Annotated in this window: 14 protein-coding genes; 9 read left to right on the top strand and 5 right to left on the bottom strand. The window is 54.7% G+C overall.

The genetic code is table 11. The features are described from left to right. Positions 1-133: 133 nt before the first annotated feature. Positions 134-1,150: a GGDEF domain-containing protein gene (locus AC5Q5A_RS19240; protein ID WP_493896292.1), complete on the bottom strand. Its 1,017-nt coding sequence runs from the start codon at positions 1,148-1,150 to the stop codon at positions 134-136. A 209-nt stretch (positions 1,151-1,359) separates the two neighbouring features. Between AC5Q5A_RS19240 and AC5Q5A_RS19245 the strand changes: the two genes are divergently transcribed. Next, positions 1,360-2,319: a TPR end-of-group domain-containing protein gene (locus AC5Q5A_RS19245; RefSeq protein WP_493896293.1), complete on the top strand. Its 960-nt coding sequence runs from the start codon at positions 1,360-1,362 to the stop codon at positions 2,317-2,319. A gap of 80 nt (positions 2,320-2,399) precedes the next feature. Here AC5Q5A_RS19245 and AC5Q5A_RS19250 read toward each other — a convergent pair whose 3' ends face one another. After that, positions 2,400-3,077 carry a D-lyxose/D-mannose family sugar isomerase gene (locus AC5Q5A_RS19250; protein ID WP_493896294.1) on the bottom strand — a complete coding sequence of 226 codons (678 nt, stop codon included), beginning with the start codon at positions 3,075-3,077 and terminating at the stop codon, positions 2,400-2,402. A 236-nt stretch (positions 3,078-3,313) separates the two neighbouring features. Here AC5Q5A_RS19250 and AC5Q5A_RS19255 point away from each other — a divergent pair, with 236 nt between their 5' ends. From AC5Q5A_RS19255 to AC5Q5A_RS19265, 3 genes are read left to right on the top strand one after another with little or no spacing between them, the layout of a single operon-like run. After that, positions 3,314-4,048, top strand: a complete 735-nt coding sequence (locus AC5Q5A_RS19255) for an SIMPL domain-containing protein (protein WP_120225862.1) — start codon at positions 3,314-3,316, stop codon at positions 4,046-4,048. A 48-nt stretch (positions 4,049-4,096) separates the two neighbouring features. Next, a complete protein-coding gene (locus AC5Q5A_RS19260; protein ID WP_493896295.1) occupies positions 4,097-4,840 on the top strand; it encodes an rRNA large subunit pseudouridine synthase E in 744 nt (247 codons plus the stop codon). A gap of 5 nt (positions 4,841-4,845) precedes the next feature. Further along, on the top strand, positions 4,846-5,733 hold the full coding sequence (locus tag AC5Q5A_RS19265; protein ID WP_493896296.1) for a 23S rRNA (adenine(2030)-N(6))-methyltransferase RlmJ: 888 nt from the start codon (positions 4,846-4,848) through the stop codon (positions 5,731-5,733). 79 nt (positions 5,734-5,812) lie between these two features. Here the strand turns inward: AC5Q5A_RS19265 and AC5Q5A_RS19270 are convergent, their stop codons facing one another. Continuing rightward, positions 5,813-6,517, bottom strand: coding sequence for a ChrR family anti-sigma-E factor (locus AC5Q5A_RS19270; protein WP_064781240.1), 705 nt, complete (start codon positions 6,515-6,517; stop codon positions 5,813-5,815). Beyond that, positions 6,514-7,104 carry a sigma-70 family RNA polymerase sigma factor gene (locus AC5Q5A_RS19275; RefSeq protein ID WP_063089255.1) on the bottom strand — a complete coding sequence of 197 codons (591 nt, stop codon included), beginning with the start codon at positions 7,102-7,104 and terminating at the stop codon, positions 6,514-6,516. Before AC5Q5A_RS19275 ends, AC5Q5A_RS19270 begins: the two co-directional genes overlap by 4 nt. A 224-nt stretch (positions 7,105-7,328) precedes the next feature. Here AC5Q5A_RS19275 and AC5Q5A_RS19280 point away from each other — a divergent pair, with 224 nt between their 5' ends. From AC5Q5A_RS19280 to AC5Q5A_RS19300, 5 genes are all read left to right on the top strand, one after another. After that, positions 7,329-8,672 carry an NAD(P)/FAD-dependent oxidoreductase gene (locus AC5Q5A_RS19280; RefSeq protein ID WP_493896297.1) on the top strand — a complete coding sequence of 448 codons (1,344 nt, stop codon included), beginning with the start codon at positions 7,329-7,331 and terminating at the stop codon, positions 8,670-8,672. Then, positions 8,669-9,502 carry a DUF1365 domain-containing protein gene (locus AC5Q5A_RS19285; RefSeq protein WP_493896298.1) on the top strand — a complete coding sequence of 278 codons (834 nt, stop codon included), beginning with the start codon at positions 8,669-8,671 and terminating at the stop codon, positions 9,500-9,502. The genes AC5Q5A_RS19280 and AC5Q5A_RS19285 overlap by 4 nt, the downstream gene beginning before the upstream one ends. 5 nt (positions 9,503-9,507) lie before the next feature. After that, complete coding sequence (locus AC5Q5A_RS19290; RefSeq protein WP_493896299.1) at positions 9,508-10,785, top strand: class I SAM-dependent methyltransferase; 1,278 nt, start codon at positions 9,508-9,510, stop codon at positions 10,783-10,785. Beyond that, the gene (locus AC5Q5A_RS19295) at positions 10,772-12,112 is read left to right on the top strand and encodes an MFS transporter (RefSeq protein ID WP_493896300.1); all 1,341 of its coding nucleotides are present in this window, start codon (positions 10,772-10,774) and stop codon (positions 12,110-12,112) included. Before AC5Q5A_RS19290 ends, AC5Q5A_RS19295 begins: the two co-directional genes overlap by 14 nt. Before the next feature lie 87 nt (positions 12,113-12,199). After that, the gene (locus AC5Q5A_RS19300) at positions 12,200-12,691 is read left to right on the top strand and encodes a DUF3833 domain-containing protein (protein ID WP_008889729.1); all 492 of its coding nucleotides are present in this window, start codon (positions 12,200-12,202) and stop codon (positions 12,689-12,691) included. On the opposite strand, the gene AC5Q5A_RS19305 is transcribed toward AC5Q5A_RS19300, so the two are convergent. Next, the gene (locus tag AC5Q5A_RS19305) at positions 12,654-13,100 is read right to left on the bottom strand and encodes a nuclear transport factor 2 family protein (RefSeq protein ID WP_493896301.1); all 447 of its coding nucleotides are present in this window, start codon (positions 13,098-13,100) and stop codon (positions 12,654-12,656) included. The two genes, AC5Q5A_RS19300 and AC5Q5A_RS19305, sit on opposite strands and share 38 nt — an antisense overlap. Between the last annotated feature and the right edge of the window lie 2 nt (positions 13,101-13,102).

A 13,102-nucleotide genomic window follows, 5' to 3' on the forward strand; every position in this document is an offset into this window, starting at 1 on the left:
TGTCGCCATAAGTTTCGGCAACATCCTATGCAAACGCATATGCGAAAGGTTTGATTTAAATCATCGAACCTCCCGGATTGCGGGGGATTTTTGATTTCACATGATAAAATAGGTCAATTGTGATGGGGGACGCTTATGCGCTTTCTGCGCGATTGATCGGCTGGGTCAGAAGATCATTCTGGTTCATCACACAGTTTCGACCATTCGCCTTGGCAAGATAAAGCGCCTGGTCGGCACGATCTATCACGCGGGTCAGGGGTTCACCCAGCTGATATGTCGCAACCCCGACAGATGCCGTGATTCGGCCCAGATCTTCGTTGCGATTGAAACTTCTCAGATGAAGAGACTCGATTGATGCGCGAATGTTTTCCGCGACCCGCATGGCGTCCGCAAGCGTCGTGGCCGGAAGAACGACGGCAAACTCCTCACCGCCATAGCGCGCGGTGGTGTCGCGTCCTTTGACATTCTGCTGCAGGGTCTTGGCCAATGTCCTGATGACTTGGTCGCCAGCTTGATGACCATGTTTGTCGTTGACCCGTTTGAAATGATCAATGTCGATCAAAAGGATGCTCAGGGGCTCACCCCGTTCCATCGTTGTCATTGCTGCGTCGCGGAGGCTTTCGTCAAAGGCCTTGCGGTTTGCAATCCCGGTAAGCCCGTCTGTGTGGGCTTCGCGTTTCATTTCCTCAAGATCAAGAAGCAACTGGGTAACCTCGACCGGCGCCGGATCGGCATCGTTCTCGCCTTTAGCACTTTGTTGCGCGTTGGCACGGTTTTCCATCCCCAAAAGATCGTGGGCGGCATTCCTGAGTTCGGCAGTGCTGATGACGTCCTTGCCTTTTGCCAGTCGATCAATCAGATCGGAAACCTGCCGGTGCATATCATGGGACATGGTTTCACGCAGAAGCTCTGCCCGACTGGGCTCGATAAACCGCTGATAAAGCTCGTGGCATTTGACATCATCCAACGCACGCTTGTTGCCGCGCAGAATATCAATCAGCGCAACAAGGTCATCGTTTGATTTTTCGACATAGGCAAAGAACACAGCATAATTGATCGGGTTTGCACTCAAACCCAATTCATTGATCAATTCCAGCGCTTCGCGCGACAGCGCGTATGACCGCTGCCGGTATTGTTCTTGCTGAGGCATTCCTGGGAACCTGAAGGAGTGATATCGTCGGATGTAAAGGCACTTCTTTAAGTCTGGGCTGCGCATTTCGCACACGCAGTATATCAGCTTTCCCACATGCGCGTACAGAGCGCAGCGGTTGTAGTTTTATCGGTTTGTTCACGTCTGGACCCTAGGCTACCTTCATCGGGAAACGGCTTCGATCCGGAAAAGAAAAACGGGATAAAAAGATGCAGAAACTATCGGCTTTGATGGCTGCTGTCGTGGTGGCGTTGGGCTTTGTTTTGTCAGGTGACGTTGCAAACGCCCAGGCCAGCGGTTCAACAGACCAGACGACGGTCAATGGTCAGGTCACCGACAGTACGACCGATGTTCCATCGATCGACTACCGTCCCCTGTCGGCCGAGGAACGGTCCAACATGCCGCCTCTGATGGAACGCTATGTGCTTGATGAGTTGAAAAACCTTCGTACCGAAATGCAAGGCATGCGTGCCGAATTGCTGCGCGAAGTTGTTAACCGGCAGCTTGAGGCCATCGACAAGGCGATTTCCTATTCATCGAATACCGTGACCTATTTCTTCTATTTCGTGGCGGCCGTCGGTGCGCTTTTGACCATGCTGGGATGGCAGTCTCTGCGCGAATTGAAATCAAGCGTGCGCAATCTGGCCAATACCGAACTGCAACGTTTGTCGCAGGAATTCGAAGGGCGTCTGACCTCGCTTGAAAACGAATTGCTGTTGAAATCCAAACTGATCAACGAACATCAGCACGAGATCGAACGCACCCAGACCATCCATGCCCTGTGGTTGCAAGCCAACCAGCTCAGCAATCCGCGGGCAAAGATCGAAACCTATGACAAGATCCTCGAACTCGCACCGGGTGATCCGGAAGTCATGGCCTACAAGGCGGACGCTGCCTTGCAACTCGGGGATCGTGACTGGGCACTAAGCCTTTGTAATCGGCTATTGGCGGAGGCCCCCGAAAACGCCAACGGTTACTATCAGCGTGCCTGTGCCAATGCTGGCCTTGGTTTCAAGGAAGCCGCCCTTGCTGACCTGCAACGTGCTGTTGAATTGTCTGATACCATGCGCCAGCCCGCCTGGGTCGAGGAAGAATTCGAGCCGCTCCGCGACATGCCGGAATTCACCCAGATTCTCGGCAAAAAGGAAGACCTGCCGCCAGCCGAGTAATTCGGGAACTTCAAGCCACATACGAAAAAGCCCTGCAGGTTTGCTGCAGGGCTTTTTGATATCCGGGTTTTTACAGTCGCTTAGCTGCTTGGCAGTTCGTTCCACAGCGGGTGGATCGGTGCGACGTCTTCTTCGATCTTGGTAAAGCGCGCATCACAATCAAAGAAGTAGTTGTCGGTCAGATCATCATTGACCTGCGACACTTCGCCGACGATCACCGGACCCTTGCCCTCTTCGCCATAGAAGCGGTGAATCAGCGTACGCGGCAGGGTCACACTTTGACCCGGTTCCAGAACAACCTTGCCGCCCGCGGGCAGGATGTTGAGTTTGCCGTCGGTGCGGACACGGACTTCGTTTTCGCGGTCCATCTGGCCATCTTCGGTCAGGTTGCACAGCTCGATCACAAGATTGCCGCCACCACGCACGATGATGTCTTCCATTTTGACCTTGTGGTAATGCCAGGGGCATTCCTGATTTTCGCCAACGATCATGATCTTTTCGGCATAGGGCACTTCGCCCGGCTGGCGCAGGATGCCGTTGCGCAGGCAAAACAGGATCAGGCCGCGCTTTTCAAAATTGCCTTCGCCGTAATCGGTGACATCCCAGCCCATCTGATGGTTGCGGCACCATTTTGCCAGATCCGGTTCGGCTTCCCATTGCGCCGGGCTGTAATGCGCCCATTCCGGCAGTCTGAATGCGATGGATGCATAAAGTTCCTTGGCATGCTCGATACAGGCATTGATTTCAGAACGCAGCATGGTTGACCTCTTGTGGCATTTGGCATGATTGATTGGGTCGGGTTTTACCACGCCCGAATGGTGAATGCGATAGTTTTTGAATGCATTCAAAACATTTCGATTTCAGAGTGCGGGTATTGGCGGTTTCCATCAAAAGCTGCCCCGCAATCGCCGTTTTTCAGCGCAATACAGTGAAAACCATACAATGTGATATCATGTTTACGATATCGCCCGAAACCGGACAGGGGAACTGCATCATGTCGCAATCATCTGGATTTGCCAAAGTTGTCGCGGCAATCGTTGTCGCCGGGGGACTGGCCGCATCGGGCTGGCTGGTCGGAACTGGCATTGAGAACATGCGTGCCCTTGATCGCTATGTCACGGTCAAGGGATTGGCCGAACGCGATGTAAAGGCCGACAAGGCCGTCTGGCCGATTACCTATGTTGCGACTGATGATGTGCTGCAAAATGCACAGGCCAAGATTGATGCTGATACCAACACATTGTTTGAATTTCTTGCCAGCCACGGCATCGGTCGCGAAGCGACAGAGCTGCAAAACCTTCAGGTAACCGATCAACTTGCCCAGTCCTATCGGTCCGGGCCGATTGAAAGCCGCTATATCGTCAATCAGACCATTCAGGTCCGCACCGATGATGTTGATGCGGTGGTTGCCGCATCCCAGGATATCGGCAAACTGTTGCAGGGTGGTGTTGTTCTGGGCGGGCAGGGCTATAACCCGGGACCGAGTTATCTGTTCACCGGTCTTAATGACATCAAACCGGAAATGATCGCGGCTGCCACCGCCAACGCCCGCGAAGCAGCCCAGCAATTTGCCGCGGATTCCGGCGGTGAACTTGGCGGTATTCGCCGTGCGACACAAGGCCTGTTTCAGATATTGGCCGCCGATGGCGCCCCCAACATGATGGAAGCCAACCAGATCAACAAGACCGTGCGGGTGGTCACCACCATGGAATATCTCATCCGCGATTAGGGGCTGAACTGAGTTGACAGCCTCGTCAAAGCTGGTTTTATGCGCGCCATGGCGCAACTGATCCTGTTTAACAAACCCTATGGCGTTTTGACCCAGTTCACCGACCGTGAAAACGGACGGCCGACCTTGGCCGACTATATCGATCTGCCCGGCGTTTATGCCGCCGGCAGGCTTGATCGCGATAGCGAGGGTTTGTTGCTTCTGACCGATAACGGGCCGCTGAACGCCCAGATCGCCCATCCGAAATTCAAGAAACCCAAAACCTATCTGGTTCAGGTCGATGGCGAACCCACTGACGCCGCACTTGATGCCCTGCGCAGCGGGGTAGAGCTTAAAGACGGCATGACCTTGCCAGCCAAGGCCAGACGGATTGATGAACCGGCCGGGCTTTGGGAACGTGATCCGCCGGTGCGCTATCGCAAGGAGATCCCGACAAGCTGGATCGAACTGACCATTACTGAGGGTAAAAATCGCCAGATACGCCGCATGACCGCCGCCGTTGGCTTTCCGACCTTGCGCCTGATCCGGCATGCCATCGGGGACTGGACGCTCGATGGTCTGGCACCCGGCGAATGGAAGGTGATCGAGGTCGATGCACCGCCTGCCACCCATCGAAGGCTATCCCCCGGTTCGGCCAAGCCGCCGCGCCGCAATCAGGTGCCCGATCTTGCCAATGCCCCCAATGCCGATGACAAAGCCAATATCGCGCGTGAAGGCGTAAAGGCGGGCAAAGGTCCACGCAAAGGCGGGTATAAACCTGCACGCCACCGTTCGCGCCCGAAGAAAGGATAGCCGCCATGCTGAGTTACCTGCACGGCTTTCATGCCGGGAATTTTGCCGACATGCACAAGCATGCCGCCCTTTGGCTGATCCTTGAGCATTTGCGCAAAAAGAACAAACCGTTCTGCGTGATTGATACCCATGCCGGATCGGGCTGGTATGACCTTGGCAGTGAACAGGCCGCCAAAACCGGTGAGTGGAAAGACGGTTATGCGTGCGCCAAGAACGGTGCCAATGCACCCGAAATGATGCAGCAATTCCTAAGCTATGTCGAAGCGTTCAATCCGGTCGCGAAGGGCCGTGATTACGGCGTGCGCGAAGGCGATGATTACCAAGGGCCGTTTTACCCGGGATCACCGTTTATTATCCGCGATATGCTGCGCGACGAAGATGAACTGGTCCTGATGGAACTTCATCCGCGTGAACATGAAATGCTTCATCACCGGGTCAAGCGTGATGCACGCATTCATCTGCACAAACGCGATGGCTATGAGGGTGTTGTTGCGATGATGCCGCCCGCCATCCGCCGCGGCTTGGTTCTGATGGATCCAAGCTATGATGTGAAACAGGATTATCAAAAGGCCGCCAAGGCAATTCGTGAAGCCTGGGAAAAATGGCCAACGGCGACTTTCATGCTGTGGTACCCGATCCTGTTGGATGGGTTTGATGCCGACCTTCGCAAATCGTTTGCCGCGATCAAGGCATCGGGTGGCGTTTTAAGTGCCGAACTTGCCACTGATCAGGGTGGGGCCAAGGGCCGCATGCGCGGTACGGGCCTTCTGGTCATCAATCCGCCGTGGCAGTTTGATCAGCAACTTGGCGATATCGGAAACTGGCTTGCGAAAACCTGCAAACTGCCGGGGCCGGCAAACCATCAGATGCGCTGGCTGGTGCCCGCCGCATAGACCCGCTGCAAAGAAAAGAGGCCCCGAAGGCGTGATGCCAGCGGGGCCTCGATGCGTTGGGACGCATTGGTAACAGGTATCAGATGCCAAAGAATGGCTGCAGCAATTTCGGCAGCAGACGATTGAACTTCATCGGCGCATCGGTTGCGATCAAACAGATGCATTCCTCGGCGGTGTCGGCAATCGGTTGGTGATCGACATCATCATCAAGGTCTGCCACATCACCGGCCCGGAACCGCCCGATCTCGTCGATGTAGGATCCTTTGATCAACAGGGTCATTTCATGACCATGGTGCCCGTGATCGGGGATCGAAACACCCGGTGCGATTTTCATCAGGCGCACGGTGCCCTTGCTTTCGATGGATTTCAGCTGGAAATGCTTCACACCCGGTGCAAGCGATTTCCACGGAATATCATCAAGCGACGTCACATCGTCGGGCAGCAAATCGGCAAGCGGCCTTGGCAGGGCGCTCATGGCACTGCCGGTAATGCTTTCACCGACCGCAACACGACGCAATGACGGCAATTCTTGCGCAACGATGTTTTCGTTCGCTGTTTCACGTTCAAGCATCGCCATGACATGATCAAGCGAATGATCCGCCATCGACATGCTGTTCGTGGTTTCAAGCGCGGCACCGCCCATGGTTTCGTAACCACTGACCTTGTCCCGGCAATGCGGGCACACGGTCATGTGGGTTGCCACCAGCAGCTCCATCGCTTGCGACAGCGAACCACTGGCATATTCCATCAATGTCTGATCGGTTGGATGATGCTTAATGTTCATGCGACACCTTCCAGTCCGCCACGCAACTTGCCAAGCGCAAGCCGCAAACGGGACTTCACAGTTCCCAGCGGGATATCAAGACGCTCGGCAATTTCACTGTGTGAGCAATCTTCGAAAAACGACAATTCAACAACTACCTTTTGGTCGGCGGGTAATTCTTCCATTGCGGCTTTGACAAGGACGGCCTCCTGGTCGCGATTGACTACGTCATCTGCCAGCGGATCTTCGTCAACAATCAAAGTCGGGTCGGAATCATCTACCTCGATATGTTTGCGTTGCCGGAACCGGTCAATCCGAAGGTTCCTGGCGATGGTAAAAATCCACGTACTGGCGGCTGCCTTCGCAGGATCAAACAGGTGCGCTTTGCGCCAAACCTGCATCATTGCTTCCTGTGCCATTTCCTCGGCGGTCTCGGGATTGCCGCCAAACCGGAACATGTAAGCTTTCACGCGCGGGGCAAAATGCGCAAACAATCGCGCAAATGCTTCCCGGTCGCGTGTCGCTGCGACGGAAACAATCCAATCGGCACATCTTTTCGCTTCGACCGGATCGGCTGGCCCGGTGCGTCGTGGTGTGGTGCCGCTCATTTTTGTTTCAGGTCCCTGTTGGGGCCGCGCCAGAATTGTGTTCATCATGCAATTCCTACGTCGGCCACGTTCATTCGGATCAAATAAAAATGTATGTTTCCTACCAGACACTTACAATCTGTTCAGGCAAACAAATCCAAAATAATCCGAGTGATCCGCAAATTACAGATCCGCGTACTCATATAAATAATGTCACACAGTAACAGTAAGCGGGCCGCGCCGATATGAACATTGTCACCCCGGGAAAACTCAATATCGCCGTTGTCGGGTCTGGGATATCTGGCTTGTCTGCTGCCTGGCTGCTGAGCCAGTCACACAACGTGACGCTTTATGAAAAGGATGATCGCGCAGGCGGTCATTCCAACACGGTTGATGCTGGGCAAACCCCGGTCGATACCGGTTTCATTGTCTATAACACCCGCTGCTATCCCAACCTGTGTGCCCTGTTTGATCATCTGGGCGTTGAAACAACCCCGACAGACATGTCCTTTGCGGCTTCAATGGATGAGGGCGGTCTGGAATATGGCGGTGGTGATCTTTCGGCCCTGTTTGCCCAAAAACGCAACCTGTTCCGTCCGCGCTTCTGGAAAATGGTGCGCGATATCCTGCGCTTCTATCGCGAAGCCCCGGCGGCCCTTGAAGACGGCACGGCTGAGCATATCAGCCTTGGCGATTACCTGCGCGACAATGGCTATTCCAAATCCTTTATCAATGACCATCTGCTGCCGATGGGGGCAGCCATCTGGTCAACGCCGGTTGATACCATGATGGCCTATCCGCTGGCGGCATTCGTGCGGTTCTGTCAGAACCACGGCCTGTTGCAGATCAAGGATCGTCCGCAATGGCGCACCGTGGTTGGCGGATCACGCGAATATGTGAAACGCATGACAGCACAGATTTCCGGCGGTGTGGTTCTTGATCGCGCCATTGCCAAGGTCGGCAAGACCGCATCCGGTGGGGCGTTTGTCGAGGACCGCTATGGCAAACGTGAAGAATATGACCACGTCGTTCTGGCCTGCCATGGTGATCAGGCGCTTGCATTGCAGGAAACACCCGATCCGCGCACTGCCGAACTGCTTTCGGCGTTCAAATACGAACGCAATCTGGCGATCCTGCACAATGACGCCAGCCTGATGCCAAAGACCGAGAAGGTCTGGTCAAGCTGGAACTATCTGGCCGAAGATCATGACGGCGAACAGAAAGTCTGCGTGACCTACTGGATGAACCGCCTGCAGCATCTTGATCCGGGCCAGCCGCTTTTCGTGACCTTGAACCCGCCACGCCATCCGGCAGAAGGCAGTGTGATCAGGTCCTTCCTGTATGATCATCCGCTGTTTGATGCGGGCGCAATGGCAGCACAAAAGGAACTCTGGTCGATCCAAGGTGTCGATAACATCTGGTACTGCGGCAGTTACTTTGGCTATGGCTTCCACGAAGATGGCATTCAATCGGGTCTTGCGGTTGCCGAGGCCCTTGGCAATGTGCGACGCCCCTGGAATGTCGAAAATGAAAGCGGCCGTATTCATGTTGGCGAAACAGCCCGTTCGCAATCAAGCGAGGCTGCATGACACGTCCTGTTGCGACAAAACCGGCATCGGCCCTGTTTGAAGGGGTGGTCACGCATCATCGTTTGCGTCCGAAAAAGCACAAACTGCGCTATCGGGTGTTTTCCTTCCTGCTTGATCTCGACGAGATTGATGGCCTTGCTGCCAAGCTGAAATTGTTCAGTCGCAATCGCTTTAACCTGTTTTCATTCCATGACCGCGATCACGCCGACGGGGGTGCCACCGATTTGCGCACCCGGTTGGAGTCAATTCTGAGTAATCACGGGCTTGGTGATTGCGCGGACAAGATCCGGCTGTTGTGCTATCCGCGCTTGCTGGGTTTTGTGTTCAATCCGCTCTCGGTTTATTTCTGCCATCGTGCTGACGGATCGGTGGGAGCGGTTCTGTATGAGGTCTCGAACACCTTCGGGGATCGGCACAGTTACCTGATCCCGGTAAGCGAAGGCGCACTTGATGACAAGAACGTGCTGCGCCAGTCCTGTGCGAAGGGTTTTTACGTCTCGCCCTTTATCGACATGGTCGCGGACTATCATTTCCGCATTCGCATGCCCGATGAAAATGTCGCGGTTGCCATTCGCGAAACCGACGCAAAAGGTCTGTTTTTGAATGCTGCCTTTGTCGGTGATCGAACCGAACTTTCCGACCGTAAACTTTTAGGAGCCTTCATTCGATATCCACTGATGACCCTAAAGGTCGTGGCAGGTATCCACTGGGAGGCGCTCCATCTTTGGCGCAAGGGTATGACATTCCATAAACGACCAGCACCGCCAGAGCAGCCTGTAACCTATGTGCTGGAAGCCGGGACAGCAGCGGCCCAATCAGGGAAGAGATAAAAACAATGCCAAACCGCAATCGTAATGCATCCGTTTCCGCCTTTTCATTGCGTGACCGCATTCTGCCGATGCTGGGCAGCATGACCGGCAGCCGCAGTCTTCTAAAGGCGATGCTCAAGCGCGTTCTGGCGCATCTACATTACGGTCGTTTGACCATTGTTTTGCCCGATAATGACACCCTGCATTTTTCCGGCGAACATGAAACCAATCTGCGCGCGGCGATCCATATCCATGACTGGCAGGCGATCCGCAAACTGGCCACGGGAGGGGATGTTGCCTTTGCCGAGGCCTATATGGATGGCAGTTGGAGCAGCCCGGATCTGACGCATCTGATGCACTTTGCCATGCACAATGAAACGATCGTGCGGGCACGTCTGGCTGCAGGATTTCTGGCACGCACAGTGGCGCGGATCGGACATTTGCGCAACGCCAATACGCTTGAAGGATCAAAGCGCAACATTGCCTATCACTATGACCTCGGCAATGATTTCTATCGTGCATGGCTTGATCCCAGCATGACCTATTCATCGGGCCTCTATACCGCGCCCGACATGTCCCTGGATGCGGCGCAATCTGCGAAATATGAACGTATTTGCGAACTTGCCGAACTCAAATCAGGCGAAGATGTGCTGGAAGTCGGATGCGGCTGGGGCGGCTTTGCCGAACTTGCAGCGGGCAAGTATCGTTGCAATGTCACCGGTCTGACCCTGTCGAATGAACAGCATGCCTTTGCACGCGAACGCCTTTTGATGCAGGGACTTAGCGACCGCACCGAAATCGTTCTGCGCGATTACCGCCATGAAGAAGGCCAGTACGACAAAATCGTCTCGATCGAAATGTTCGAGGCGGTCGGTGAAGAACACTGGCCAACCTATTTCGAGATGATCCGCAAACGCCTGAAACCGGGCGGCAAGGCAGTATTGCAAATCATCACGATTGACGATGACCGGTTTGAAACCTATCGCCGCGGGGCGGATTTCATCCAGCGCTACATCTTCCCGGGTGGCATGTTGCCCTCGCCAACTGCGCTGTCGGCGGCGGTCAGTGCCGCCGGGCTCGAACTGCGTCATTCGGAATTCTTCGGCAAATCCTATGCCCGCACACTCTCCGAATGGCAGCGCAGCTTCCAGCATGGCTGGGATGGCATTGCCAAACAGGGATTTGATCTGCGTTTCAAACGCATGTGGGAATACTACCTTGCCTACTGCGAAACCGGATTTGATCAGGGCTCCATCGATGTCGGGCTGTTCGTGATCGAACATCGCGAAAATGCGACAGGCTGAATACCCCACCCGTATTTCGGTTCTCTATGCGCTTCCGGCGATGGCAGCAGCCGTGCCGACCATCCCGGCCTATGTGTTGTTGCCAAGCTATTATGGCGATGACCTTGGCCTTGGGTTGGCGGTCACGGGTGTTGTTTTGTTGCTGCTCCGCATGATCGATATGCTGACCGACCCCGTTGTTGGTTGGCTTTCCGACAAGACCGGCAATCGCAAAATCTGGACCGGTGCCGGGGCGGTGATAGCCGGTATCGGGCTTTGGTATCTTTTCAGTCCGCCATCCCAACCGAGCGCGATATATCTCCTGATCTGGGCGAGTGTGCTGTTTCTCGGCTGGACGATGTTTCAGGTGCCCTATCTTGCCTGGGGGGCGGACCTTTCGGGCGATTATAAAAAACGCACAACGCTTACTGCCCTTCGTGAAGGGGCGGGCTTGATCGGGATTGTATTGGCCGGGGCCATTCCGGTGGTGATCAATGCGCCGGATCGCGCAGCCGAAATTCAAACCCTTGCCACCGTGACACTGACACTGGGGGCTGTATTTGTCGCCCTTCTGGTTTGGAAGGTGCCCGATCCGGTTGCGCAACATAAACGCACAAGCCGAACGAGCTTTGGCAGAGGAAGCCTTTGGGCCACTTTGCGCCTGGGCGCCCGAAGCCTGCGTGACAATGGTCTTTTCATGCGCCTGCTTGCGGCATGGATGATCAATGGTCTGGCGGCCGGATTGCCGGCCGTGTGTTTTCCTTTGTTTGTCCGCTATTACCTCGAACTTGATCAGGACAGCGAGAATATCCTGATCCTGCTTTATTTCGCCGCGGCGATCATTGCCATTCCGCTTTGGGTTGTGATGGCCGGCCGCATTGGCAAGCACCGCGTCTGGTGTTTTGCCATGGTGATGGCGATTGTCGCCTTTGCCTTTGTGCCGATCCTTGATGCCGGGGATTTCGGTGCCTTTGCGGTCATATGTCTTGTTACCGGGGCGGCACTGGGCGCGGATCTGGCTTTGCCACCCGCCATTCAGGCCGATGTCGATGACTGGGATCGTTACCGGTTCGGGGTACGGCGCACCGGCCTTTTATTTGCCCTTTGGAACATGACCAACAAGCTTGCCATGGCGCTTGCCGCCGGGATTGCCTTTCCGATATTGGGGGCATTTGGTCTGACCGACGGAGGAGACGAAAAAACTGGCGCATTGGTTGTGCTGGTTTTGATCTATGCGGTGATCCCCATCGTATTGAAGGCAGGAGCAATCGGGATGATGTGGCGCTTTCCGTTGGACAGCACGCATCAGGTTGCCATTCGTCGGCGCCTTTCACGCCGCAATGATTGATCTTGGGATTGTCAGGACAGGAGAAAATCGATGCTGCGGAACTTCATGGCGCTGTGTGTTTTGGTACTATTAGCCGGATGTGGGTCGATGAAACCGCAGGATTTTGCGCAAAAAGAACCCCGCTTCGACGTGTTTGACTATTTCGAAGGCGACAGCCGGGCTTGGGGAATTTTCGAAGATCGTTTCGGAACCCTGCGTCGTCAGTTCACCGTCGAAATAACGGGAACCGTTGAAGATGGTGTTCTGACACTTGAAGAAGACTTTATCTATGACGACGGCGAAACAGACCGCCGTGTCTGGAAAATCAGCAAAACCGATGAACACAGCTATGAAGGGCTTGCGGACGATATCGTCGGCAAGGCGATTGGCAGTCAGTACGGCAATGCGCTGAACTGGTCTTATGATATGGATCTTAAGGTCGGTGATGGCGCCTGGCGTGTGACGTTCGACGACTGGATGTTCCTGCAACCCGATGGGGTTCTGGTCAACCGGGCACGGGTCAAGAAATGGGGCTTTGAGATCGGCGAAGTAACGCTGTTTTTCACAAAGACCCAACGCGTCGCGCAAGCCGCTGAATAAACCAGCGCAGTACGGGGATTTTGGCATAGAAGTTCTGGCCGGAATCCCAGTGGTCAAAGTGCGATGCCAGCCGCGTGCCATCGTCGTTAAAGGTCACCTCTGACATACCGGTAAATTCCCAGTTGCCGATCACCTTTACCCGCGCACTAAAGCGCCAGCGTAAAAATCCGAGATCCTGATCGATCGCACGGTGGGTAACGATAAAGCGCGGATGATCCGCATCGGTAAACGCCTTGGCCAGATAGGCACAAACGGCGTCTGGACCTCTGACAGTCGTGAACGGGTCGCAAAAGACGAAATCGTCTGTCACCAGTTCCTTTAACTGATCAACAGTCTCAAGCGACAGTTTCTCGTAATAGTCTGCGTAAGTTGCCAGCAACTGGCGCTTGGCGTCGATGATGTCGTTCATGA

Source organism: Thalassospira sp. CA1 (genome assembly GCF_059052855.1).

What these genes read in the sequence shown, in the direction of transcription:
- AC5Q5A_RS19295 (WP_493896300.1), top strand. Translation starts at nt 10,772, where the DNA reads ATGCGACAGGCTGAATACCCCACCCGTATTTCGGTTCTCTATGCGCTT.
- AC5Q5A_RS19290 (WP_493896299.1), top strand. Translation starts at nt 9,508, where the DNA reads ATGCCAAACCGCAATCGTAATGCATCCGTTTCCGCCTTTTCATTGCGT.
- AC5Q5A_RS19285 (WP_493896298.1), top strand. Translation starts at nt 8,669, where the DNA reads ATGACACGTCCTGTTGCGACAAAACCGGCATCGGCCCTGTTTGAAGGG.
- AC5Q5A_RS19240 (WP_493896292.1), bottom strand. Translation starts at nt 1,150, where the DNA reads ATGCCTCAGCAAGAACAATACCGGCAGCGGTCATACGCGCTGTCGCGC.
- AC5Q5A_RS19270 (WP_064781240.1), bottom strand. Translation starts at nt 6,517, where the DNA reads ATGAACATTAAGCATCATCCAACCGATCAGACATTGATGGAATATGCC.
- AC5Q5A_RS19275 (WP_063089255.1), bottom strand. Translation starts at nt 7,104, where the DNA reads ATGAGCGGCACCACACCACGACGCACCGGGCCAGCCGATCCGGTCGAA.
- AC5Q5A_RS19260 (WP_493896295.1), top strand. Translation starts at nt 4,097, where the DNA reads ATGGCGCAACTGATCCTGTTTAACAAACCCTATGGCGTTTTGACCCAG.
- AC5Q5A_RS19255 (WP_120225862.1), top strand. Translation starts at nt 3,314, where the DNA reads ATGTCGCAATCATCTGGATTTGCCAAAGTTGTCGCGGCAATCGTTGTC.
- AC5Q5A_RS19300 (WP_008889729.1), top strand. Translation starts at nt 12,200, where the DNA reads ATGAAACCGCAGGATTTTGCGCAAAAAGAACCCCGCTTCGACGTGTTT.
- AC5Q5A_RS19265 (WP_493896296.1), top strand. Translation starts at nt 4,846, where the DNA reads ATGCTGAGTTACCTGCACGGCTTTCATGCCGGGAATTTTGCCGACATG.
- AC5Q5A_RS19305 (WP_493896301.1), bottom strand. Translation starts at nt 13,100, where the DNA reads ATGAACGACATCATCGACGCCAAGCGCCAGTTGCTGGCAACTTACGCA.
- AC5Q5A_RS19280 (WP_493896297.1), top strand. Translation starts at nt 7,329, where the DNA reads ATGAACATTGTCACCCCGGGAAAACTCAATATCGCCGTTGTCGGGTCT.
- AC5Q5A_RS19245 (WP_493896293.1), top strand. Translation starts at nt 1,360, where the DNA reads ATGCAGAAACTATCGGCTTTGATGGCTGCTGTCGTGGTGGCGTTGGGC.
- AC5Q5A_RS19250 (WP_493896294.1), bottom strand. Translation starts at nt 3,077, where the DNA reads ATGCTGCGTTCTGAAATCAATGCCTGTATCGAGCATGCCAAGGAACTT.